The sequence below is a fragment of the Ensifer meliloti genome (assembly GCF_030064585.1).
Lineage (GTDB): Bacteria > Pseudomonadota > Alphaproteobacteria > Rhizobiales > Rhizobiaceae > Sinorhizobium > Sinorhizobium meliloti.
Map to the genome: position 1 here is coordinate 1113639 of NZ_CP120364.1, position 21168 is coordinate 1134806.

22 protein-coding genes are annotated in these 21168 nt (G+C 64.9%); 13 read left to right on the plus strand and 9 right to left on the minus strand.

The features are described from left to right. Positions 1 to 47: 47 nt before the first annotated feature. A complete protein-coding gene (locus PZL22_RS05135) occupies positions 48 to 1085 on the minus strand; it encodes an Ldh family oxidoreductase (protein WP_003528600.1) in 1038 nt (345 codons plus the stop codon). A gap of 244 nt (positions 1086 to 1329) precedes the next feature. Here PZL22_RS05135 and PZL22_RS05140 point away from each other — a divergent pair, with 244 nt between their 5' ends. The 11 genes from PZL22_RS05140 to PZL22_RS05190 all read left to right on the plus strand — a co-directional run bounded on the left by PZL22_RS05140 (position 1330) and on the right by PZL22_RS05190 (position 13062). Next, entirely contained in the window at positions 1330 to 2847 is a 1518-nt protein-coding gene (locus PZL22_RS05140; RefSeq protein ID WP_003528599.1) for an aldehyde dehydrogenase (NADP(+)), read from the plus strand. Between the two features lie 186 nt (positions 2848 to 3033). Beyond that, positions 3034 to 3840 (plus strand): ABC transporter substrate-binding protein, encoded by an 807-nt coding sequence (locus PZL22_RS05145; RefSeq protein WP_003528598.1) that lies wholly within the window; start codon positions 3034 to 3036, stop codon positions 3838 to 3840. 66 nt (positions 3841 to 3906) lie between these two features. Next, positions 3907 to 4572, plus strand: coding sequence for an amino acid ABC transporter permease (locus PZL22_RS05150; protein WP_010975155.1), 666 nt, complete (start codon positions 3907 to 3909; stop codon positions 4570 to 4572). Between the two features lie 12 nt (positions 4573 to 4584). Next, positions 4585 to 5238 carry an amino acid ABC transporter permease gene (locus tag PZL22_RS05155; RefSeq protein ID WP_284718230.1) on the plus strand — a complete coding sequence of 218 codons (654 nt, stop codon included), beginning with the start codon at positions 4585 to 4587 and terminating at the stop codon, positions 5236 to 5238. Next, on the plus strand, positions 5231 to 5953 hold the full coding sequence (locus PZL22_RS05160; protein WP_018097994.1) for an amino acid ABC transporter ATP-binding protein: 723 nt from the start codon (positions 5231 to 5233) through the stop codon (positions 5951 to 5953). The genes PZL22_RS05155 and PZL22_RS05160 overlap by 8 nt, the downstream gene beginning before the upstream one ends. After that, positions 5954 to 7195 (plus strand): NAD(P)/FAD-dependent oxidoreductase, encoded by a 1242-nt coding sequence (locus PZL22_RS05165; RefSeq protein WP_284718231.1) that lies wholly within the window; start codon positions 5954 to 5956, stop codon positions 7193 to 7195. Between the two features lie 14 nt (positions 7196 to 7209). Next, entirely contained in the window at positions 7210 to 8211 is a 1002-nt protein-coding gene (locus PZL22_RS05170; protein WP_284718232.1) for a 4-hydroxyproline epimerase, read from the plus strand. Continuing rightward, positions 8208 to 9899, plus strand: coding sequence for a cis-3-hydroxy-L-proline dehydratase (gene lhpI, locus PZL22_RS05175; protein WP_284718233.1), 1692 nt, complete (start codon positions 8208 to 8210; stop codon positions 9897 to 9899). Before PZL22_RS05170 ends, lhpI begins: the two co-directional genes overlap by 4 nt. A 50-nt stretch (positions 9900 to 9949) precedes the next feature. After that, positions 9950 to 10978 carry a trans-3-hydroxy-L-proline dehydratase gene (locus PZL22_RS05180; protein ID WP_284718234.1) on the plus strand — a complete coding sequence of 343 codons (1029 nt, stop codon included), beginning with the start codon at positions 9950 to 9952 and terminating at the stop codon, positions 10976 to 10978. An 83-nt stretch (positions 10979 to 11061) separates the two neighbouring features. Next, positions 11062 to 11490: an OsmC family protein gene (locus tag PZL22_RS05185; RefSeq protein ID WP_284718235.1), complete on the plus strand. Its 429-nt coding sequence runs from the start codon at positions 11062 to 11064 to the stop codon at positions 11488 to 11490. A 363-nt stretch (positions 11491 to 11853) separates the two neighbouring features. Next, positions 11854 to 13062, plus strand: a complete 1209-nt coding sequence (locus PZL22_RS05190; protein WP_284718236.1) for an MFS transporter — start codon at positions 11854 to 11856, stop codon at positions 13060 to 13062. A 72-nt stretch (positions 13063 to 13134) separates the two neighbouring features. Here the strand turns inward: PZL22_RS05190 and PZL22_RS05195 are convergent, their stop codons facing one another. The 4 genes from PZL22_RS05195 to PZL22_RS05205 form a co-directional block, all read right to left on the minus strand. Then, complete coding sequence (locus PZL22_RS05195; RefSeq protein WP_003525670.1) at positions 13135 to 13320, minus strand: hypothetical protein; 186 nt, start codon at positions 13318 to 13320, stop codon at positions 13135 to 13137. Positions 13321 to 13378: 58 nt separating this feature from the next. Continuing rightward, the gene (locus PZL22_RS31355; protein WP_003525672.1) at positions 13379 to 13561 is read right to left on the minus strand and encodes a hypothetical protein; all 183 of its coding nucleotides are present in this window, start codon (positions 13559 to 13561) and stop codon (positions 13379 to 13381) included. A gap of 14 nt (positions 13562 to 13575) precedes the next feature. After that, positions 13576 to 13761, minus strand: coding sequence for a membrane protein (locus PZL22_RS05200; protein WP_003525673.1), 186 nt, complete (start codon positions 13759 to 13761; stop codon positions 13576 to 13578). A 178-nt stretch (positions 13762 to 13939) separates the two neighbouring features. Continuing rightward, complete coding sequence (locus tag PZL22_RS05205) at positions 13940 to 14800, minus strand: beta-keto acid cleavage family enzyme (protein WP_284718237.1); 861 nt, start codon at positions 14798 to 14800, stop codon at positions 13940 to 13942. 91 nt (positions 14801 to 14891) lie between these two features. On the opposite strand from PZL22_RS05205, the gene PZL22_RS05210 reads away from it, so the two are divergent. Further along, positions 14892 to 15782: a MurR/RpiR family transcriptional regulator gene (locus PZL22_RS05210; RefSeq protein ID WP_284718238.1), complete on the plus strand. Its 891-nt coding sequence runs from the start codon at positions 14892 to 14894 to the stop codon at positions 15780 to 15782. Further along, the gene (locus tag PZL22_RS05215; RefSeq protein ID WP_003525678.1) at positions 15779 to 17122 is read left to right on the plus strand and encodes an aspartate aminotransferase family protein; all 1344 of its coding nucleotides are present in this window, start codon (positions 15779 to 15781) and stop codon (positions 17120 to 17122) included. Before PZL22_RS05210 ends, PZL22_RS05215 begins: the two co-directional genes overlap by 4 nt. Before the next feature lie 310 nt (positions 17123 to 17432). Here PZL22_RS05215 and PZL22_RS05220 read toward each other — a convergent pair whose 3' ends face one another. From PZL22_RS05220 to PZL22_RS05235, 4 genes are all read right to left on the minus strand, one after another. Next, a complete protein-coding gene (locus tag PZL22_RS05220) occupies positions 17433 to 18011 on the minus strand; it encodes a peroxidase-related enzyme (RefSeq protein WP_284718239.1) in 579 nt (192 codons plus the stop codon). A gap of 1 nt (position 18012) precedes the next feature. Further along, positions 18013 to 18516, minus strand: coding sequence for a CMD domain protein (locus PZL22_RS05225; RefSeq protein WP_284718240.1), 504 nt, complete (start codon positions 18514 to 18516; stop codon positions 18013 to 18015). Positions 18517 to 18547: 31 nt separating this feature from the next. Further along, positions 18548 to 20014: an NAD(P)-binding domain-containing protein gene (locus tag PZL22_RS05230; RefSeq protein ID WP_284718241.1), complete on the minus strand. Its 1467-nt coding sequence runs from the start codon at positions 20012 to 20014 to the stop codon at positions 18548 to 18550. Between the two features lie 81 nt (positions 20015 to 20095). Next, complete coding sequence (locus PZL22_RS05235; protein ID WP_003525689.1) at positions 20096 to 21166, minus strand: ABC transporter ATP-binding protein; 1071 nt, start codon at positions 21164 to 21166, stop codon at positions 20096 to 20098. Positions 21167 to 21168: the final 2 nt, after the last annotated feature.

The window sequence follows — 21168 nt, forward strand, 5'->3', positions numbered from 1 at the left end:
ATCCCTCCTGTGCTTATACAGGAGGGTGAAAGAGTGCCCGCTGGGGATCACGCCACGGCGTCGAGCCCGAGCGCAAGCAGCCGATCGAGCTGCTCGATCTCGGCCGCGCTCAGCGTGATGCCCTCGGCCTCCGACTTCGCTCGGGCGGCAAAGCGGCGCTGCGAAGGCAGGCGGGCGCCCTGGCCGACGATCGCTTCGAACAGCAGCTCCGCCCGGGCGAACGGGTCGCCTGGACGACCGGCGGCGAAAGCCTGCGGGGAGAAGGCGACGATGAGTTCGCCGTGGAAGGGGGCGAGCGTCGTGGTGCCTAGATAGTCGAGCACTTCGGGGCTGGTCAGGTCGCCGATCATGATGCCCGCCAGCAGCTCGATCATCGTGCCGATGGCCGAGCCCTTGTGTCCGCCGAAGGGCAGCATGGCGCCCGCGAGCGCCGCCTCCGGGTCGGTGGTCGGATTGCCTTGCGCATCGATGGCCCAGCCTTCGGGCAGCGGTTTGCCCGCCCGGCGGTGCAGCTCGATCTCGCCCCGTGCCGCCACCGATGTCGCGAAGTCGAAGACGTAGGGCGGCTTGCCCGCGCGCGGCCAGCCGAAGGCGAAGGGATTGGTGCCGAGCAACGGCTTGTTGCCGCCGGTCGGTGCGACCGTGGCATAGCTCGGGCACATGACGAGTCCGGCAAGCCCTTGTCCCGTGAGCGCCTCCGCTTCCGGCCAGAGCGCCGAAAAATGCGTGCAGTCGTTGATGGCGAGTGCGGCGATGCCGTGCTTGCGGGCACGCTCGGCAAGCACCGGCAGACCGAGTTCGAAGGCGGGATTGGCGAAACCGCCCCCGGCATTCACCTTGACGATCGCCGAGGCTTCCTGCGCGACGATTTCCGGCTCGGCGTCCGGCTTGACCTTGCCAGCCTTGACCGTGCGCAACGCGCCCTCGATCCGGTATATGCCGTGCGACTTGCAGGCATCGCGCTCGCCGGCGACGATCACCCGGGCGAGAGCGCCCGCCTGGACCACGTTAAGGCCGCCCTTGCGGAAGATCGCCTCGACGCGCTCCTGAAGCGCGGTGGTCGTCAGGGTGGTTGTCTCGCTCATGTCGTCTCTCTCATGCTAAGGCCTGATTCAGGGGCAGGCGGTTGATGTTCTGCATACATAGAGTATACAAACCCCCGGCAAGTGCAATTCGTCTGTTCGCCGGAAGGTATACGGTTCCGCAACGGGCGAGGAGAGTGTATGCGAATTTCCGCCGGCAATCCCGCTTCGCTACGGGAATCGACGCGTTTTATGATCTTGTGCCGAATCGACCAGGATCATCGTGATCCAGAGAAAGGAAAGTCAGATGATTTTCACCCCCAAAGGAAAACACCTCGTCGCGGGCGAATGGCTCGATGGGGCAGGCACCTTCGCTTCGGCTCCGGCGCATGGTCCGGCGCATGATTTTGCCGTCGGCACCGTAGAGCTGGTGAACAGGGCCTGCGAGGCGGCCGAGGAAGCCTTCTGGACCTATGGCTATTCCTCGCGCAAGGAGCGCGCCGCCTTCCTGCGCGCCATCGCCGACGAGATCGAGGCCCGGGCGGAGGCGATTACCGAGATCGGCAGCCAGGAAACCGGCCTGCCCGAGGCGCGGCTCAACGGCGAACGGGGCCGCACGACCGGCCAGCTCAGGCTCTTTGCCGATCATATCGAAACGGGTGATTATCTTGACCGGCGCGTCGATGCGGCGCTGCCGGATCGCCAGCCGGCACCCCGTCAGGAGATCCGGTTGATCCAGCGCCCCGTCGGTCCGGTCGCCGTCTTCGGCGCCTCGAATTTCCCGCTGGCCTTTTCGACCGCTGGTGGCGATACGGCCGCGGCGCTCGCAGCCGGCTGCCCGGTAGTGGTAAAGGGTCATTCGGCGCATCCCGGCACCGGCGAGATCGTCGCCGAGGCCGTCGACGCAGCGATCCGCAAGACGGGTGTTCATCCCGGCGTATTCTCGCTGATCCAGGGCGGCAGCCGCGACGTCGGTCATGCGCTGGTGCAGCATCCCCATATCAAGGCCGTAGGCTTCACCGGTTCGCTCGCCGGCGGGCGTGCCCTGTTCGATCTTTGCGCAGCGCGCCCCGAACCGATCCCGTTCTTCGGCGAACTCGGTTCGGTCAACCCGATGTTCCTGCTGCCCGAAGCTCTGAAGGCACGGGCGGAAACGCTGGGGCAGGGCTGGGCCGGTTCGCTCACCATGGGCGCCGGGCAGTTCTGCACCAATCCCGGCATCGCCGTCGTCACCGAAGGTGCGGACGCCGACCGCTTTACCACCGCCGCCGTCGAGGCGCTTGCCAAGGTGGCACCGCAAACCATGCTGACGGACGGTATCGCCAAGGCCTACCGCGACGGTCAGGCGCGCTTTGCGACGCGCAACGCCGTCAAACCGCTGCTTGCGACCGAGTCGTCCGGCCGTGAGGCATCGCCCAATCTCTTCGAGACGACGGGCGCGCAGTTCCTGGCCGACCACGCGCTCGGCGAAGAGGTGTTCGGTCCGCTTGGACTGGTGGTCCGGGTGGGATCGCCGGCCGAAATGGAAGAGCTCGCGCGCGGCTTCCAGGGCCAGCTGACCGCAACCATCCATATGGATGCGGGCGATCTGGAGACGGCGCGCCGTCTGCGTCCGGTGCTCGAGCGCAAGGCGGGCCGGGTGCTGGTCAACGGCTTCCCGACCGGGGTTGAAGTCGTGGATTCGATGGTGCATGGAGGCCCCTATCCAGCCTCGACCAACTTCGGCGCAACCAGCGTCGGCACCATGTCGATTCGACGTTTCCTGCGTCCTGTCGCTTACCAGAACATGCCGGAAGACCTGCTGCCCGAGGACTTCCTCGGCTGATCCAGCCTGCCGGCCGCGCAATAAAAGGGGCTTTCCCACAAGGGAAAGCCCCTTTCCATTGCCAAAAGGCGCCCTGTTATATACTTTTTGTATACTAATTGTATTTTTAAATTGATTTGTGCTCTCCGACGCGGAATAGTGCGCGCGCCGTCACACCGTTCGGCCAACTCAAGGGAGAGAACAATAATGAAGACCTCGGTCCTCGCCTTCGGCCTCGTTGCCGCCACCGCTCTGACGAGCCCCGCCCATGCCGACAAGCTGGACGACATCATCGCTTCGGGAACGCTGCGCTGCGCCGTGGTGCTCGACTTCCCGCCCATGGGCTCGCGCGACGAAAACAACGAACCGATCGGCTTCGACGTGGATTACTGCAACGATCTGGCTAAGGCGCTCGGCGTCACCGCCGAGATCGTGGAGACGCCGTTTCCCGAGCGCATCCCGGCGCTGATGTCCGGCCGCGTCGATGTCGGTGTCGCCTCCACCTCCGATACGCTCGAGCGCGCCAAGACCGTCGGCATGACGGTCCCCTACTTCGCCTTCGAAATGGCGGTAACCGCCAACGAGAAGTCCGGCATCAAGTCCTTTGAAGACATGAAGGGCAAGGTGGTCGGCGCCACCGCCGGCACCTATGAGGCGATCGCACTCGAAAACCAGGTCAAGGCCTGGGGCGAGGGCGAGTTCCGCCCCTATCAGACGCAGGCCGACGTTTTCCTGGCGCTGAGCCAGGGCCAGCTCGACGCCACCGTCTCTACCTCGACGGTCGCCCAGTCCAACGTCAAGGGCGGCAAGTTCCCCGGCATCTCCGTGGTCGACAAGGCGCCCTTCGACATCGACTACGTGGCCCTCTTCACCAACCGCGAGGAATACGGCTTCCTCAACTACCTCAACCTGTTCGTCAATCAGCAGGTCCGCACCGGCCGCTATGCCGAACTCTACGAGAAGTGGGTCGGTGGCGAGGCTCCGTCCCTGGCGGTGAACGGCGTTTACCGCTGATCCGAGGATCGTCTGACGGTGCGGGGCAACCCGCGCCGTCGCTGCATTCCGAGGGGTGAGACGGGAATGTTCAACTACACCTTCCACTGGAACCAGGCGCTGAGGGCGCTGCCGCAGATGCTGGACGGCGCGGTGGTCACGCTGCAGGTCGCGGTGCTGTCGATGGTCATCGGCGTCGCCTGCGCGATCGCGCTCACCGTGTTCCGCCTGTCCGGCAGCCGTATCCTTGGCGGCATCGCCACGACCTGGGTCGAGGTCGCGCGAAACACGCCGGCGCTGTTCCAGATCTACATGGCCCATTTCGGCCTCGGCAATTTCGGGATCCACCTGAGTCCCTATACGGCGCTTCTGGTCGGGATCGCCTTCAACAATGCGGGCTATCTTGCCGAGAATTTCCGCGGCGCGCTCAAGGCCATTCCGGATACGCAGGCCCGTGCTGGCCGGTCGCTCGGCATGACCTCGCTGCAGGCGTTCCGGCTGATCGTTCTGCCGCAGATGCTGCGCGTGGCCTTCCTGCCTGCGACCAACCAGATGGTCTGGGCGATCCTGATGACGTCGCTCGGCGTCACCGTCGGCATGAACACCGACCTTGCCGGCATCACGCAGGAGCTGAATGCCCGCTCCTTCCGCACATTCGAATTCTTCGCGCTCGCTGCGGTGATCTACTACCTGATCGCCAAGGCGGTCACGCTTGCAGCCCGGGCCTTCGCCTGGCGCATGTTCCGCTACTGAGAGGGGTGAGAGATGTTTGATACTGCCCTCACCTGGAACGATCTCGCCTTTCTTGCGCAAGGCGCCGGAATGACGCTGGCGGTAACCGCCGTCGCCGTCACCGCCGGCACCGTTCTCGGCATCCTCTTCGGAGTGATCCGGTTCCAGATCGGACCCTATTGGTCGGCGCCGCTCACCTTGCTGCTCGACGCGTTCCGCTCGGTACCGCTCCTGATCCAGCTCGTGCTCGGCAATGCCTTCCAGTCGATCGCCAAGCTCGGCTGGGGCGCCTTCACGACCTCCGGCGTGGTGCTCTCGCTCTACACGGCGGCGTTCTGCGCGGAGATCGTGCGCGGCGGAATTTCTTCGGTGCCGGTGACGACCCGCCGTGCGGCGCGCTCCCTCGGCATGACCTGGTGGCAGGACATGCGCTACATCGTGGCGCCGCTTGCCACCCGGGTCTCGCTTCCGTCCTGGATAGGCCTGACGCTCGGCGTGATGAAGGACTCCGCACTGGTGCTCTGGCTCGGCCTAGTCGAGCTCCTGCGTGCCTCGCAGATACTGGTCACGCGTCTGCAGGAGCCGCTCTTCATTCTGCTGATCTGCGGCGCCATCTACTTCCTCCTCAGCTTCCCCGTCGCCCGGCTTGGCGGGTATCTCGAAAAACGGTGGTCCCCCAATGATTGAGATCGAAAACGTCCGCAAATCCTTCAGCTCTCTGGAGGTTCTCAAGGGTATCGACCTGACCGTCGAAAAGGGCGAGGTGGTCACCATCATCGGCGGCTCCGGCTCCGGTAAGTCGACGCTGCTCACCTGCATCAACGGGCTGGAGCCGATCGACTCCGGCCGGATCGTGATCGACGGGACCGATGTCCATGCCAAAGGCACCGATCTCAACAGGCTGCGCCGCAAGGTCGGGATCGTGTTCCAGCAATGGAACGCCTTCCCGCATCTGACCGTGCTCGAAAACGTCATGCTCGCCCCACGCAAGGTGCTTGGCCTCTCGAAGGACAAGGCCGAAGAGATCGCGGTGAAGCAGTTGACCCATGTCGGTCTCGGCGAGAAGCTCAAGGTCTATCCGAACCGCATGTCGGGCGGCCAGCAGCAGCGCATGGCGATCGCCCGGGCGCTTGCCATGTCGCCGGAATATATGCTGTTCGACGAGGTGACTTCGGCGCTCGATCCGATGCTGGTCGGCGAGGTGCTCGACACCCTCAAGATGCTGGCGGAAGAGGGAATGACGATGATCTGCGTTACCCACGAAATGACCTTTGCCCGCGACGTGTCGGATCGCGTGGCCTTCTTCCATCAGGGGATCATGGCCGAGATCGGTTCGCCCGATCAGATTTTCGCCTCGCCGCAGAACCCCGAAACGCAGAAGTTTCTGGCGAGCGTACGATAAATGGCCGAACCGGACGTCATCGTGATCGGCGCGGGGGTCGTCGGCCTCTCGGCTGCAATTGCCGCCGTGGCCAGCGGCCTGTCGGTCACCGTGCTCGACCGCGAGGGGCCGGCGGCCGGCGCCTCCGCCGGCAATGCCGGGGCATTCGCCTTCACCGATATCCTTCCGCTTGCCTCGCCCGGCATCCTCAAAACGGCGCCGAAATGGCTCCTGGATCCGCTCGGGCCGCTGACCGTGCCGCCCGCCTATGCGCTAAAGATCGCGCCATGGATGTTCCGCTTCTGGCGCGCTTGTCAGCCGGGGCGCGTGGCGCATTCGACCGCGGCCCAGACCGCGCTGATGGACCTGTCGAAAGCGGAGCTCGAGCCGTTCCTCGGTGCAACCGGCACGGCGCCCATGCTGCGCAAGGAAGGCAACCTCCAAGTCTATGAGAGAGAGGCGGAATTCAAGGCGTCGCTTGCCGGCTGGAAGGCGCGCGCGGATCACGGGATCGAGTTCCGCCATCTCGATGCCGCAGGCATTGCCGAGATCCAGCCGGGTCTGGCGGCGCGCTTCACGCATGCTACCTTCACGCCCGGCTGGTACTCGATCGCCGATCCGAAGCTCTACACGCTTGCGCTTGCCGACCATTTCCGCAAGATCGGCGGGGTGATCGAGCGCGCGGAGGTCACGGCGCTGAAGCCCGTCGATGGCGGGGTCGAAGTCCTGAGCGCCGACGGCAAGACGCGGCGGGCGGCGCAGGTCGTGCTCTCGGCAGGCGCTTTCTCGCACCGGGTTGCGCGCACGCTCGGCGAAAGCATTCCGCTCGAAACCGAGCGCGGCTACAATACGACGCTTCCCGCCGACGCGTTCGACCTGCGAACGCAGGTCACCTTCGGCGGTCATGGCTTCGTCGTGACACGGCTGTCGACCGGTATCCGTGTCGGCGGTGCGGTCGAACTCGGCGGGCTGGATCTGCCGCCGAACTTCCGCCGCTCCGAAGCGATGCTGAAGAAGGCGCAGGCCTTCCTGCCCGGTTTGAAACCGGAAGGCGGGGTGCAGTGGATGGGCTTCCGGCCGTCGCTGCCCGACAGCCTGCCGGCTATCGGCCACGCCCGCGCGACGACGCGGGTGATCTTCGCCTTCGGTCACGGCCATCTCGGGCTCACCCAATCGGCGGGCACCGCAAGGATCGTCGCCGATCTCTTGACCGGCCGGCCTCCGGCCATCGACATTGCACCCTTTTCGCCGCAAAGATTCTGACAGAGGTTTCGACCATGGCCACCCACACATTCTCCTGCATCGACGGCCACACCTGCGGAAATCCCGTCCGCCTCGTTTCGGGCGGGGGCCCGCGTCTCGAAGGCGCGAACATGCTGGAAAAACGCGCGCATTTCCTGAAGGAGTTCGACTGGATCCGAACCGGCCTCATGTTCGAGCCGCGCGGCCACGACATGATGTCGGGTTCGATCCTCTACCCGCCGACCCGGCCCGACTGCGACGTGGCGGTGCTCTTCATAGAGACCTCCGGCTGTCTGCCGATGTGCGGTCACGGCACCATCGGAACCATCACCATGGGCATCGAGAACGGCCTGATCACCCCGCGCGAGCCCGGCAAGCTGTCGATCGATGCTCCCGCTGGCAAGGTGGACATCACCTACCGCCAGGAGGGCCGCTTCGTCGAGGAAGTGCGCCTTACCAACGTGCCGAGCTTCCTTTATGCGGAAGGGCTGACGGCGGAGGTCGAGGGGCTCGGCGAGATCGTGGTGGATGTCGCCTACGGCGGCAATTTCTACGCCATCGTCGAGCCGCAGAAGAACTTCCGCGACATGGCCGACCATACGGCGGGAGAACTGGTCGGCTGGAGCCCCAAGCTCAGGGCCGCACTGAATGGCAAATACGAGTTCGTCCATCCCGAGCACCCGGAGATCCGGGGCTTGAGCCACATCGAGTGGACGGGCAGGCCGACGCAGCCGGAGGCCCATGCCCGCAACGCGGTGTTCTACGGCGAGAAGGCCATCGACCGCTCGCCTTGCGGCACCGGCACATCGGCCCGAATCGCGCAGCTTGCCGCCAAGGGCAAGCTGAAGGTCGGCGACGAATTCGTCCACGAGTCGATCATCGGGTCGCTTTTCAAGGGCCGCGTCGAAGCAGCGGCGAAGGTCGCCGATCGCGACGCGATCATCCCGTCGATCGCCGGCTGGGCGCGGATGACCGGCATCAACACCATCTTCATCGATGACCGCGATCCCTTCGCCCACGGCTTCGTCGTAAAATGAGCGGCCTCGATCCCGCCTGCAGCATCCTTCAGGGATCGGCCGAAGGCCCGGTCATCGCGACAGGGGAGGCGCTAAGTTTCTGGGGCGGGGTCGACCCCGCGACGGGCTGCGTGATCGACGTGCACCACCCGCTGCATGGCGTCCCGCTCACCGGCTCCATCCTGATGATGCCGTCGAGCCGCGGTTCCTGCACGGGCTCGGGCGTGCTGCTCGACCTCGTGCTGACCGGCCGGGGGCCGGCCGCACTCGTATTTTCCGAACCGGAAGATGTGCTGACCCTCGGCGCGCTGATCGCTTCCGAGATGTTCGCCAGCCCGCTGCCGGTACTGCGTCTTGCGCCGGAAGCCTTCGCGGCGCTCGCTCGTGCGAAGACGGCGCGGATCGGCGACAGGACGATTGAAGCTGAGGGGCTGACGATCCCCGTCGTTTCGCCGGCGACGGCCGCGCTCGACCTCACCGATGGCGACCGCGCCATGCTAGACGGAGCGGAAGGCGTCGCGGTTGCGCAGGCCATGCGCATCATTTCCGCCATGGCGGCACAGCAGGGGGCAAAGGGGCTCGTGGATGTGACGCAGGCTCATATCGACGGCTGCATCTATGCCAGCCCCGCGAACCTGACCTTTGCCGAGAAGATGGTGGAGATGGGGGCTAAGGTGCGGATCCCGGCGACGATGAACGCCATTTCCGTGGACCATGCCAACTGGCAGAGGCAAGGTGTGGCGCCGTCCTTCGGCGACCCTGCGGCGCGGCTCGCCGACGCCTATGTCCGCATGGGCTGCCGGCCGACCTTTACCTGTTCGCCCTATCTGCTCGACAGCGCGCCTGGAGCCGGCGAAGCCGTCGCCTGGGCGGAGTCCAATGCCGTGATCTTCGCCAACAGCGTGCTCGGTGCGCTGACGGCAAAGCACCCGGATTTCCTCGACCTTTGCATCGCGCTCACCGGACGCGCGCCGCTCTCCGGCGTCTATCTCGACGAACACCGCAAGGCACGGCGCATCATAGACGTCGAACTGCCCGCGGGCGCCGACGACGCTTTCTGGCCGCTGATCGGCTATCTCGCTGGGCGGGCGGCCCCAGATCGCATCCCGCTCATCCGCGGGCTCGCCCCGGCGGAGCCTTCGCGCGACGACTTGAAGGCGCTTTGCGCCGCCTTCGGCACCACGTCGGCCGCGCCGATGCTGCATGTGGAGGGCGTGACGCCGGAGGCCGGCGGTGCGGCGGCTGAGGACGCGGATCATGCGACCATTACCCGCGACGAACTGACGGCCGCTTGGTCCGCCTTGAACGAGGGGCCGGACGAAGTCGAACTCGTGGCGATCGGTAGCCCGCATGCGTCTCTTGCCGAGTGTCGGGCGCTGGCCGAGGCGCTGGGCGGCCGCAAGCGGCATCCGGACGTGGCAGTGATCGTCACGGCCGGCCATGAGGTTATTGCGGAGGCGCGCGGCGAAGGCATTCTCGCGCGGCTTCAGGAGAGCGGCGTCCAGCTGCTGCCGGACCTCTGTTGGTGTTCGATCTCCGAGCCCGTGTTCCCGACGCGTACTCGGGCGGTCATGACCAATTCCGGCAAATATGCCCATTACGGTCCCGGTCTTTCAGGCCGCACAATACGCTTCGGCAGTCTTGCCGATTGCGTTTCGGCGGCCTTGTCCGGGCGCGTCCCGCCCCGGCTGCCGGAATGGCTTTCCTGAAGCGCGGCGGAGTTCGTAAACGCGCTGGCTTTTGAAACGAGGAATTCGCGATGCGCAGCACCAAGACCATTCATGTCATTTCAGCCCATGCCGAGGGTGAAGTGGGCGACGTGATCGTCGGTGGTGTCGCGCCTCCGCCGGGCGATACTGTCTGGGAACAGAGCCGCTGGATCGCCCGCGATCAGACCCTGCGCAACTTCGTCCTGAACGAACCGCGCGGCGGCGTCTTCCGCCATGTCAATCTCCTGGTGCCGCCGAAGCATCCCGACGCGGATGCTGCCTTCATCATCATGGAGCCGGAAGATACGCCGCCCATGTCCGGCTCCAACTCGATCTGCGTTTCAACTGTGCTGCTCGACAGCGGCATCCTGCCGATGAAGGAGCCGGTGACGGAGATCACGCTCGAAGCGCCCGGCGGTCTCGTTCGCGTGCGCGCGGAGTGCCGTGACGGCAAGGCCGAACGCATCTTCGTCGAGAACCTGCCGAGCTTTGCCGAGCGGCTGGACGCGAAACTGGAGGTCGAGGGGCTCGGGACCCTCACAGTCGACACCGCCTATGGGGGCGACAGTTTCGTGATCGTGGATGCTGCCGCAATGGGCTTCACCCTGAAGCCGGATGAGGCGCACGACATCGCCCGGCTCGGCGTGAGGATCACCAATGCGGCCAATGCCCAGCTCGGTTTCCATCATCCGGAAAACCCCGATTGGCGGCATTTCTCCTTCTGCCTCTTTGCCGGTCCCGTGGAACGCACGGCGGAAGGCCTGCGGGCGGGTGCTGCGGTCGCGATCCAGCCCGGCAAGGTCGACCGTTCGCCGACCGGGACGGCACTCTCGGCACGCATGGCCGTGCTGCATGCGCGCGGCCAGATGGGGCTCTCGGACCGGCTGACGGCGGTTTCGCTGATCGGCTCCACCTTCTCCGGCCGCATCCTGGGCACCACCGAAGTTGGCGGCCGGCCGGCCGTGCTGCCGGAAATCTCGGGCCGCGCCTGGATTACCGGCACCCATCAGCACATGCTCGACCCGTCGGACCCGTGGCCCGAGGGCTACCGGCTGACCGACACGTGGGGTGCGCGCTGAGTGGTTTGGCGGCGGGTGGAAATCGGGAGCGTTTTGCGTCATTCGAACTATGATGAACGCATTACGACAGGAAGGAAAATCGGATGAAGGCACGCATCAAATGGGTCGAAGGCAGGACATTCGTCGGAGAATCCGGAAGCGGCCACAAGGTCGTGTTCGGCACGGCCACCGGCCCGGATAGCCCGACACCGGGGCCGAGCCCCATGGAAATGGTGCTGATCGGCACCGGCGGCTGCTCGGCTTTCGACGTCGTCCACATCCTAGAGAAGGGCCGCGAGGCCGTCGAGGATTGCGTGGTCGAGATGGACGCCGATCGGGCGGATCAGGACCCGCGCGTATTCACCCGCATCCACATGCATTTCATCGTCAAGGGCCGTGGTCTGGCCGCCAAGAAGGTCGAGCGCGCGGTTGCCCTCTCCATCGAGAAATATTGCTCCGCATCCGCGATGCTCGCAAAGACGGCGACCATCACGCATGATTTCGAGGTGGTCGACACGGAAACGGCGGCCTGACGGGGCGCCTCCGCCCCTCATCCGCCTGCCGGCACCTTCTCCCCGTTTTGACACGTTTTCACGGGGAGAAGGAACAAGCGGGTCGCTCCTCGCATCTCATCGCGCAGAATAGGTCCGGAACCTTGCCGCTTGCGAGGAGGGGGCATTCGAGAATTCCGCTGAGCGCCGCATGAATTCAACCGCATCCAGCGCAATGCAGCGTGCAAAAATTTCCACTCCCATGTCGGCGCCTTCAGGCGCCGTTCGTCCTATTGTATGCGCGGCACAGCCGCAGACGGGAGAATGCCCTTGATTTGATCGGCAATCCTTGCGTGGACTGAAAATGAATGCCGCGCCGGATTGCCCTGAGCGGAGACACGAGAAATGATCGATGCGCATTATCGCTGGGTGATCGTTGCTGCCGGCGGCCTGCTCGGCTGCATTGCAATCGGTGCCATGTTTTCATTGCCGGTTTTCCTTGTGCCCATCTCGCGCGATACCGGATGGTCGGTGACCGGTATATCGAGTGCCATGACGGTGGGCTTCATCGCAATGGCCCTGGCAAGTATGGTCTGGGGTAGCGCTTCGGACCGCTGGGGCCCGCGCCCGGTCGTGCTGATCGGTTCCGCGCTTCTTGCGGCGAGCCTGGCGCTTTCCAGCCTCGTGACATCGCTGATCGCATTCCAACTCGTCTTCGGGGTGGTCGTCGGCGGGGCCTGTGCGGCGATATTCGCACCGATGATGGCTTGCGTGACAGGCTGGTTCGATACGCATCGCAGCCTTGCCGTATCTCTGGTGTCGGCCGGCATGGGAATGGCGCCCATGACCATGTCGCCGTTGGCCGGGTGGCTGGTTACGATCTACGACTGGCGGACATCGCTGCAGATCATAGCCGCCCTTGCCGCCGTCACGATGATTCCGGCTGCGTTGCTGCTGCGCCGCCCGCCGGTCCTCGAAGATCCGAATGCCGTCTCCGCAAGCGAAGGACAGCCGGACATGTCCCTTGGACAGGCGCTGAGATCGCCGCAATTCGTCATATTGCTGCTGACGAACTTCTTTTGCTGCGCCACCCATTCCGGGCCGATCTTCCACACGGTGAGCTACGCCGTGAGCTGCGGGATCCCGATAATGGCCGCCGTTTCCATCTACAGCCTCGAGGGTCTGGCGGGAATGGGCGGCCGTGTGGCCTTCGGCATCCTCGGAGACCGCTACGGCGCCAAGCGCATTCTGGTATCGGGGCTGCTGCTGCAGGCCTTCGGTGCGCTCGCCTATTTCTTCGTGCGCGATCTCGGCGCCTTCTACGCGGTGGCTGCCGTGTTCGGCTTCATCTATGCGGGCGTCATGCCGCTTTACGCCGTGATCGCCCGCGAGAATTTCCCGCTGCGCATGATGGGCACCGTCATCGGCGGCACGGCAATGGCCGGCAGCCTCGGCATGGCAATCGGCCCGGTTGCCGGGGGACTGATCTACGACGTTTTTGCCAGCTACGGCTGGCTCTATATCGGCGCCTGGGGTCTCGGCATCGGTGCTTTCCTGATCGCACTGACCTTCAAGCCCTTCCCCAGGGAACGGCCGGCACTGGCTGCCGCCTAAGGCAACCGCGAGGAAAACCGTGCCACGGTTTTCCTCGTCGCCCTTACCGAATGGGCCGATCGGCTTCAGGCCTCATTGCGTACTGGGGCGGTCGAGCTGCAGCGAAAGCTGCACGCCGCGCTTGAGGGGCGGGAGCGGTATACCGACCTGAATCCGTCCGAAGGTTTTTCTGCGCCACTCCTGTTCGCGCTCCCGCCGGCGTCTTGCCTGGGCGACGGCGGCCATGGCGCGCTCGATAACTTCCTCTGCATGGGTCATGAGAGACTCTCCAGAATGTTCACGTTATGTTCTCATTCTGATTCATAAAAGTCAAGCCTCACCGGGGGAGCACGTCGGTCCGGGGCGGGTCCTTTTCGCCGGGCGGGTTCTGCGAGTCGTCCTCGGGACCCTTGTCGGGCTGGGGCTCGTTTGGCGGCGGATCGGGAATGCCGAGTGGCGGAACCGGGTTCGGCGGAATTATTCCCGGCCCGGGGCCGGGGCCGATCGGATCGGGCGTCATTGAAGAACTCCCTTTCAACGAGGTTCCGGGGCGTCGGCGATCGGCGGTGTGTAGACGACCGTTTCGGTTTCACCTTCCAGCATGGCGCCGCCGATCGCCAGATAGGCGAAGATGGCACATATCGCGAGCAGTATGAGACCTATCGGAAATGCGGCTGTGGCCCGCCTTTCGGGCATGTTGCGATCATCATGGGTCAACATGGTGCACTCCCATACGGCTGCATGCTTCCGTAAATTTGGCGATTGAGGATAAGCACGTAGCACTCCAAGTGTTACAGGCACCTTGCGCGCCGGATGAGGCGCGAGGCGCTGTCATCATGGGAGAACGAAACCGGCGTTCACCGGTTCCAAAACCCGGCGACGGAAAGATGAGGGCGGGTCAGTCTTCCGGCATGCCCGCAGAACCGATACGGGCAAACATCTCTGCGAGCGCCGGCCCCTGGAGTAACGGGACCGACAGCGGCAGAAGCGCAGCCGTAACCGTGCGGACGAGGTCGGCGTTGGAGCCGGCGGCGGTTCCTTCCGGAAGCCAGAGATTGTTTTCGAAGCCGACGCGGACATGGCCGCCGAGGAGCGCCGCGACTGTGGCGCAGGCCGCCTCGTGACGGCCGAAGGCGCAGACGCTCCAATGGGTGAAGGCGGGCATGTCCGGCGCCAGGAAAGGCAGCAGGTCACGGGGGAGGGACCTCTGGCCCGGCGTATAACGGCCGAGTACGTAAAGTACGGGAATGTCGTCGCGGGAAAGCAGACCTCGTCGCCGCATGCCGTCCAATCGCACCGCCTCCTCCGGATCGTAGAGGATGATCTGCGGCGTGACCTTCTCCCGGGCCGCCCACGACAGAAGATCCGCAAAGGCAGCCTCGTGCGTTTCGTCCGGGACCAACTCTCTGAGCGCCAGAGACACGGCCTCGGGCCGGACCGCCTTCACGACGGCGATCTGCTCGCCCGGCGAATAGATGCCCAGCGCCTCGCTGGTGATCTGAATCACCATGCGATCGCCCACGGCAGCCCGGATCGCTGCGGTCGCGGCGCGGTAGGCGTCGGCATCGAGAAGATGGCTTCCGTCCCCCTTGCGCACGTGAACGTGGATCATCGCCGCGCCGGCATCGAGGCAGTCGCGTGCGGTAAACGCCAGTTCTTCCGGGGTCAGCGGTATGGCCGGATGGTCGGCCTTCGTCCGGCGCCCGCCATTCGGCGCGACCGCGATCGAAATCCCCTGCAAAGCATCGCCTGCATTCATGTGGGCACCATCGAGTATGATTTTCAGAAATCATAAAGTTGCACACTGAAACATTCGTTGCAATGGTCATGAGATCGTTGTTAAATGAAGCATGGACAAGGGGCCGCTCAGCGACGCGATCATCACCGCCTTCGACGGGCTTTCGTCGCAATTGCGGACGGCCGCCCGCTATATCGTCGACCATCCCCGCGACGTCGCTCTTCTCTCCATGCGCGAGCAGGCGCGCCAGGCGGGGGTGCAACCCGCGACGATGACCCGCCTTGCCAAGCAACTCGGTTTCGATGGTTACGATGCCATCCGCGAACGTTATGCCGAGGCGTTGCGGGAGGGTGATGCCGGATTTGCCGGAAAGGCCGGCGAGCAGGCCCGAAGCCAGAAGCTGAGGGGCGACCACGCGCTCGCAGCCGATATGTTGCGCACGATCGGGACGCAGATTTCGCGGCTCGCAGAACCGGCTGTGCTCGACCGCATCGTTGCAGCGGCCACGCGGCTTGCCCGTGCTCGGCGGGTCTACTGCCTCGGGCTGCGCTCGAGCCACGCGGTCGCCTGGCAGTTCCACTATATTCTTTCGCTGGTCGGCGAAAAATCCGTGATGCTGGACGGCATCGGCGGCACCGGCGCGGATGCCGTCGGACGTGCCACGAGCGCAGACGTGCTGCTCGTGGCCAGCGTTCTTCCCTATACACGGGCGACGATCGAAATTGCCGAATATGCTCGGGACAACGGCGTACCGGTCGTCGCGGTGACCGACAGCGAAGTGGCGCCGCTTGCGCAGATCGCCGAAGCGATCATCGTCGTGCCGACCGAAAGTCCTTCCTTCCTGCACGCCATGGCGCCCGCCTTTGCCGTCGCCGAAGTGCTCGGCGCGCTCATCGCAGGCCGGGGCGGCGAAGCGACGCTCGCGGCTCTGGAGCGCTTCGACGGGCAGCTCGTGGCGCTGAACACTCATCTCCAATCCCGCAACTCCAAGAGAGCGCCATGACCCATCTTCTCCACCGCGCCATCCACGCGAAGCTGCCGGTCGCCGTCCGCGGCGAAGGCATCAAGCTCTTCGATGCCGAGGGCAGGGCCTATATCGACGCCTCCGGGGGAGCCGCCGTCTCCTGCCTCGGTCACGCTCATCCGGATGTGCTCGCCGCCCTCCACGCGCAGCTCGACCGTATGGCCTATGCCCATACCGGCTTCTTCACCACGGAGGCGGCGGAACGGCTTGCCGACCGCCTCGTCGCCGATGCGCCCGATGGGCTCGATCACGTCTATCTGGTGAGCGGCGGATCGGAAGCGGTCGAGGCGGCGCTGAAAATGGCCCGGCAATATTTCGTGGAGAAGGGGGAGCCGCAACGCCGCCACATCATCGCCCGGCGCCAGAGCTATCACGGCAACACGCTTGGCGCCTTGGCGGCCGGGGGCAACGAGTGGCGGCGCGCTCAATTCCGGCCGTTGCTCGTCGAAACGCACCACATCGATCCATGCTTTGCCTACCGGCTGCAGCAGGCCGGCGAGAGCGACACGGACTATGCCGCGCGTGCCGCGGGTCAGCTCGAGGCCAAGATCCTCGAATTGGGCGCCGATCAGGTGATCGCCTTCGTCGCCGAGACGGTGGTGGGCGCCACGGCCGGCGCGGTCCCGCCCGTCGCCGACTACCTGAAGCGCGTTCGGGCGATCTGCGACAAATACGGCGTGCTGCTGATCCTCGACGAGGTGATGTGCGGCATGGGCCGCACCGGGACGCTGCATGCCTGCGAACAGGACGGCGTCGTCCCGGATCTCATGACCATCGCCAAAGGGCTCGGAGGCGGCTATCAGCCGGTCGGCGCGGTACTGCTGTCCTCCGCGATCTTCCGGGCCTTCTCCGAAGGGTCGGGTTTCTTCCAGCACGGCCATACCTATATGGGCCACCCAATGGCAGCGGCGGCCGGCCTTGCCGTGCAGGAAGTGATCCGCCGGGACGGGCTGCTCGAAAACGTCGTGTCGATGGGCGATTATCTCGAAAGATGCCTGGTCGAGCGGCTCGGCAATCACCACCACGTCGGCGACATTCGCGGCCGCGGCCTCTTCCGTGCCGTCGAGCTTGTCGCCGACAGGGCGACGAAGTCCCCCTTCGATCCCGGCCTGAAGCTCAATGCCCGGATCAAGAAGGAAGCCATGGCACGGGGCCTGATGGTTTATCCGATGGGCGGCACGATCGACGGGCAACGCGGCGACCACGTCCTCCTGGCGCCGCCCTTCATCCTTAACCGGGAAGATGTCGGCCAGATCGTGGAGCGCCTCGGCGATGCCGTCGATGCGGCCATTGCCTCGCTTACGAAAGCTGCGGGTTAGAGCAATACCCAGGCATCGCAACGTGCTTCGGCGCACGTCTTGCTGGTGCTGCTCTCGGACGATGCGCCTGCCGAACTTGCGGAGAGTGCCTTGTGGCCAATGCTGACGGTCGTCTCCTCGGCAATGTGGCCAGGCAACTGAAGGCTTGATCTCACGCTTGTTTCTCGTTGCCTATCCCTCACGCGGCATGCACTCAGCCCCCGACGAACCGGTTGCGGAGAGGCCGCGAGCGGGTGCCGCGAATCCCTTCGCCCCGCTTGCGGGGAGAAGGCCGCGGCAGCGGGATGAGGGGCAATCGCGTATAACAGCTTCACTCCTTCAGATGCGGTTCGCCGAGCGTGTGCATCAGGCGGTTCGCCCAGCCGAAGATCGCGATCGAATGGATCAGATCGAGGATCTCCAGGTCGTCGAGCCCGATCTCGCGCAGGTGGTAGAACTGGTAGACGCCGACATTGTCCGGGTGCGCCGTCAGATCGACGCCGAAATTGAAGAGTGCCTGCTCGAAATCCGGCAGGTCGGCGTCGAGGCCGCGCCTGAAGATTTCGTCCACCACCTCCGGCCGCTTTTCCAGCTGGATGTAGCGGTTGGCATGCACCGAGGCGCAGTAAATGCAGCGGTTGACGAAGGAAGCCGCCAGCGCGCCGATTTCGCGCCCACCGCGCGAGAGCCCGCCTTCGCTATACATGATGTCGTTGAAGAGCGGCGTACGTTCGGCGAGCATCTCGGCTTCGTTGGCCAGAACCAGGACATAGTTCGAAATCTTGGTGTTCGAGGGCGTCACTGTTAGCGCTTCGAGCTGCTCCGGCGTTGCCTCGTCGAGCTTTACGGGCTTGACATAGGGCTGCCAGTCGAGCGGCTCCAGGGTGAATTCGTGTACGGCTTCCGACATGTCAGTTGTCCCTCAGCATCTTGAGGCCGGCCACGACCAGCACCTGATAGTTCACGAAGGCGATGAGACCCGCGAGGGTTACGATATCGCGGTCGTCGAGACCGACGGCGTAGAGCGCTTCGATATTCGCGCGCGTCGCCTCCTTCGGCTTGAGCGTCACCAGATCGACATGCGCAAGCATCGTTGCGAGCCGCTTGTCGCCCTCGGGCCTGAAGGCCGGATCGGCGATCGATTGGAGGTCGGGTGTCGATCCCTTCTCCTCAAGCTGCGCCTTGTAATGGTCCTGGAGCTCCGCCGACTTCCAGAGGCCGGCGATGCGCGCCGCGAGAGCCGCCCTCATGGCGTAGGAAAAATTACCCGGCTCGGCGGGAAGAAGCGCGGCGTCATGACTGCTCTGCGTGAAATGCTTGAGCTTGGCGCGCCGCTCGCGCAATGCGAGGACGGGCGAGGACGAATCCAGCCCGAGGACGGCGTCGATCACATCGGTTTTCGGGGGAACGGTCATCGTAATCCTTCAGCTTGGGCAGGAGTTCAAATCAAGCGGTTCTGTGCGCGGGTTCGGGGGCGTCGGCGTCCGTCCACTCCGAGCCGTCGAGTTCCGGCTTTTCGTAGGCGAGCAGCGCTTCCCAGTGGTAATCGACGTCTCGGATGAAGAGCGAGGCGGCGATCCCGCGCGCAAGCCAGAGCGCGCCCTCGCTGATCGCCGGAATGTCGCCGCTCACCTTGCCGATACTGATCGAGGCGCCGTAGTTGAAGCAGTGGATGTCCTTGAGCCATGGTGCGGTGCCGGGCTCCTTCTCGGTGAAGGAGAAATCGTCATCGAGCCAGGGGAAGCGGCCGAGGCCGGCATTCTCTTCGCCGGCCGGCGGCGTGTAGCGGTCGTCCCAGCAGGCGATCCTGTCCTGATAGGGCGCGAGCTCGTCGCGGCTGAGCGGATCGACCGTGAAGCCGGTTCCGAGGATGACGAAGTCGGTCCTGAAGATGCGGCCCTTCTCGGTGGTGATCACGACTTCCCCGCCTTCCTCGCGCATCGAGCCGATGGCGCAGTCGAAGTGGAAGAAGGCGTTGGGATGGCGGCTGACGCGCAGCGTCGAATTGTGCGGGGCCGGCGTCTGCTGCTTGACGGAATAGTCCATGATCCGCCAGCGCCATTCCGGGCCGATCCTGGCGAACCCGGCAGTCACCCCGTAGGAGCCGATGCCCATCAGCTTGTTGACGGTCGGCATCTCCTTGCGGCGCGCGAGCAGGCGGACCTCGCCCGCGTCGGACTCCAGCGCCTCGGCCGCATTGTCGACAGCGGATGCGCCGACGCCGATGACGACGACGCGCTTTCCCTTGAGTGCCTCGAAATCGATGTCGTCGGCGGAGTGGGCCCAGGACGTGTGGCGCTTCATGCCCTTGACGAAATCCGGAACGACCGGCTCGCCCAGGCCTTCGCGGCCGGTGGCCAGAACCAGCTTGCGCGTGACGATGGAAGGCTTGCTGCCGCCGGCGATTTCCAGCTCCAGGAGGCCATCCTCGCGAGGGTGGACGCGGGTGACATACGTGTCGTTCTCGACGGGAATGGACAGGACCTCGCGATACCATTTCAGGTAGTCCATCCACATCGGGCGGGGAATGCGGAACAGCGTTTCCCACGCCGCCTCGCCGAAGCAAGCGGTGTACCAGGCGCGGAAGGTGAGCGAGGCCATGCCGAGCGCCGGGCCCAGCAGGTTTTTCGGCGAGCGCAGGGTTTCCATGCGGGCAAAGGTGACCCAGGGGCCTTCCTGGCCCTTGGGGGCACGGTCGACGATGCGCAGATTGGCGATGCCCGCCCGGGTCAGGGCAAGCCAGGCGACCATGCCGCACATGCCGCCGCCGATGATGACGACGTCGCTCACCGGCTGTCCGTCAGCCGTCGTGACCGGCTTCGACCAGTTGGCGGCCGGGTAGTTGAGATAGTCCAGGTCCTGTTTGACCCTCGCATTCAGTTCCGCGAGCCGCCCATCCTGTTCATTCGTCATAATAGCCTTTGCTCCTGAAATCCGCTTTCGGGACCGCCGCTGCCGGCGGCCCCTGAAATGACCGCGCCAAATTCAGGCGCGTCAGTCGGCCAGAACGACCGCGTCGCGCTCGCGCCAGCCCACCCACACCTCGTCCCTCTCCAGGTGCGAAAGCGCTACCGGGTCGAGCTGCAAAGCCAGCTCCGCGCCATTTTCGAGTTCGATCGTGAGGGAGGTGTGCGCACCTTTGAAGACGCGCTGGACGATGCGCCCCCTCAGTGCGAACCGGTCCTTCGGCTGTTCCGCCATGCAGTAGAGCGCCTCGGGACGAAGCGCGACGGTCGCGCCGCTGCCGAATGGCAGCTTCGTCCCGTTGAGGTCGGCGTGGATGATGCTTCCGTTCCAGTCGATGGCCGCGGTCGTTCCATCGTGGGAAAGCAGCTTGCCTTCGAGGAAGTTGCTCTGGCCGATGAAGTTGGCGACGAAGCGGCTGCGCGGGCGGGAATAGAGCTCGTTCGGGCCGCCCATCTGCTCGATCCTGCCTTTGTTCATCACCACGATGACGTCGGACATGGTCAGCGCCTCCTCCTGATCATGGGTGACGAAGATGAAGGTCTTGCCGGTGGTCCGCTGGATGGTTTTCAGTTCGATCTGCATCTGCTGGCGCAGCTTGGCGTCGAGCGCCGAAAGGGGCTCGTCGAGCAGAAGCACGTTCGGGTCGGGGGCCAGCGCGCGCATCAGCGCGACGCGCTGACGCTGGCCGCCCGAAAGCTGGTCGGGCATGCGGTCGGCGAAATCCTGGAGCTTGACGAGAGCCAGCAGTTCCATGGTCCGCTTGTGGATCGCGTCCGAAGACAGCCCTTTCAACTCCAGTCCGAAGGCGATGTTGCGGCCGACGTTGAGGTGCGGAAAGAGCGCATAGTCCTGGAAGACGATGTTGACGTTGCGTCTGTTCGGCGGCAGATGGGTGATCGGCTTGCCTTCCAGATAGATCTCCCCCGACGAGGGCTGTTCGAAGCCGCCGAGCATCCTGAGCGTCGTAGACTTGCCGCAACCGGAGGGGCCGAGCAGCGTCACGAATTGTCCGGATTCTACGGCGAGGTCCAGGTCATCGACCGCAGACAATCCGCCGTAATATTTGTTGACGTTTTTGAAGTGGACCACAGGCTGCATGC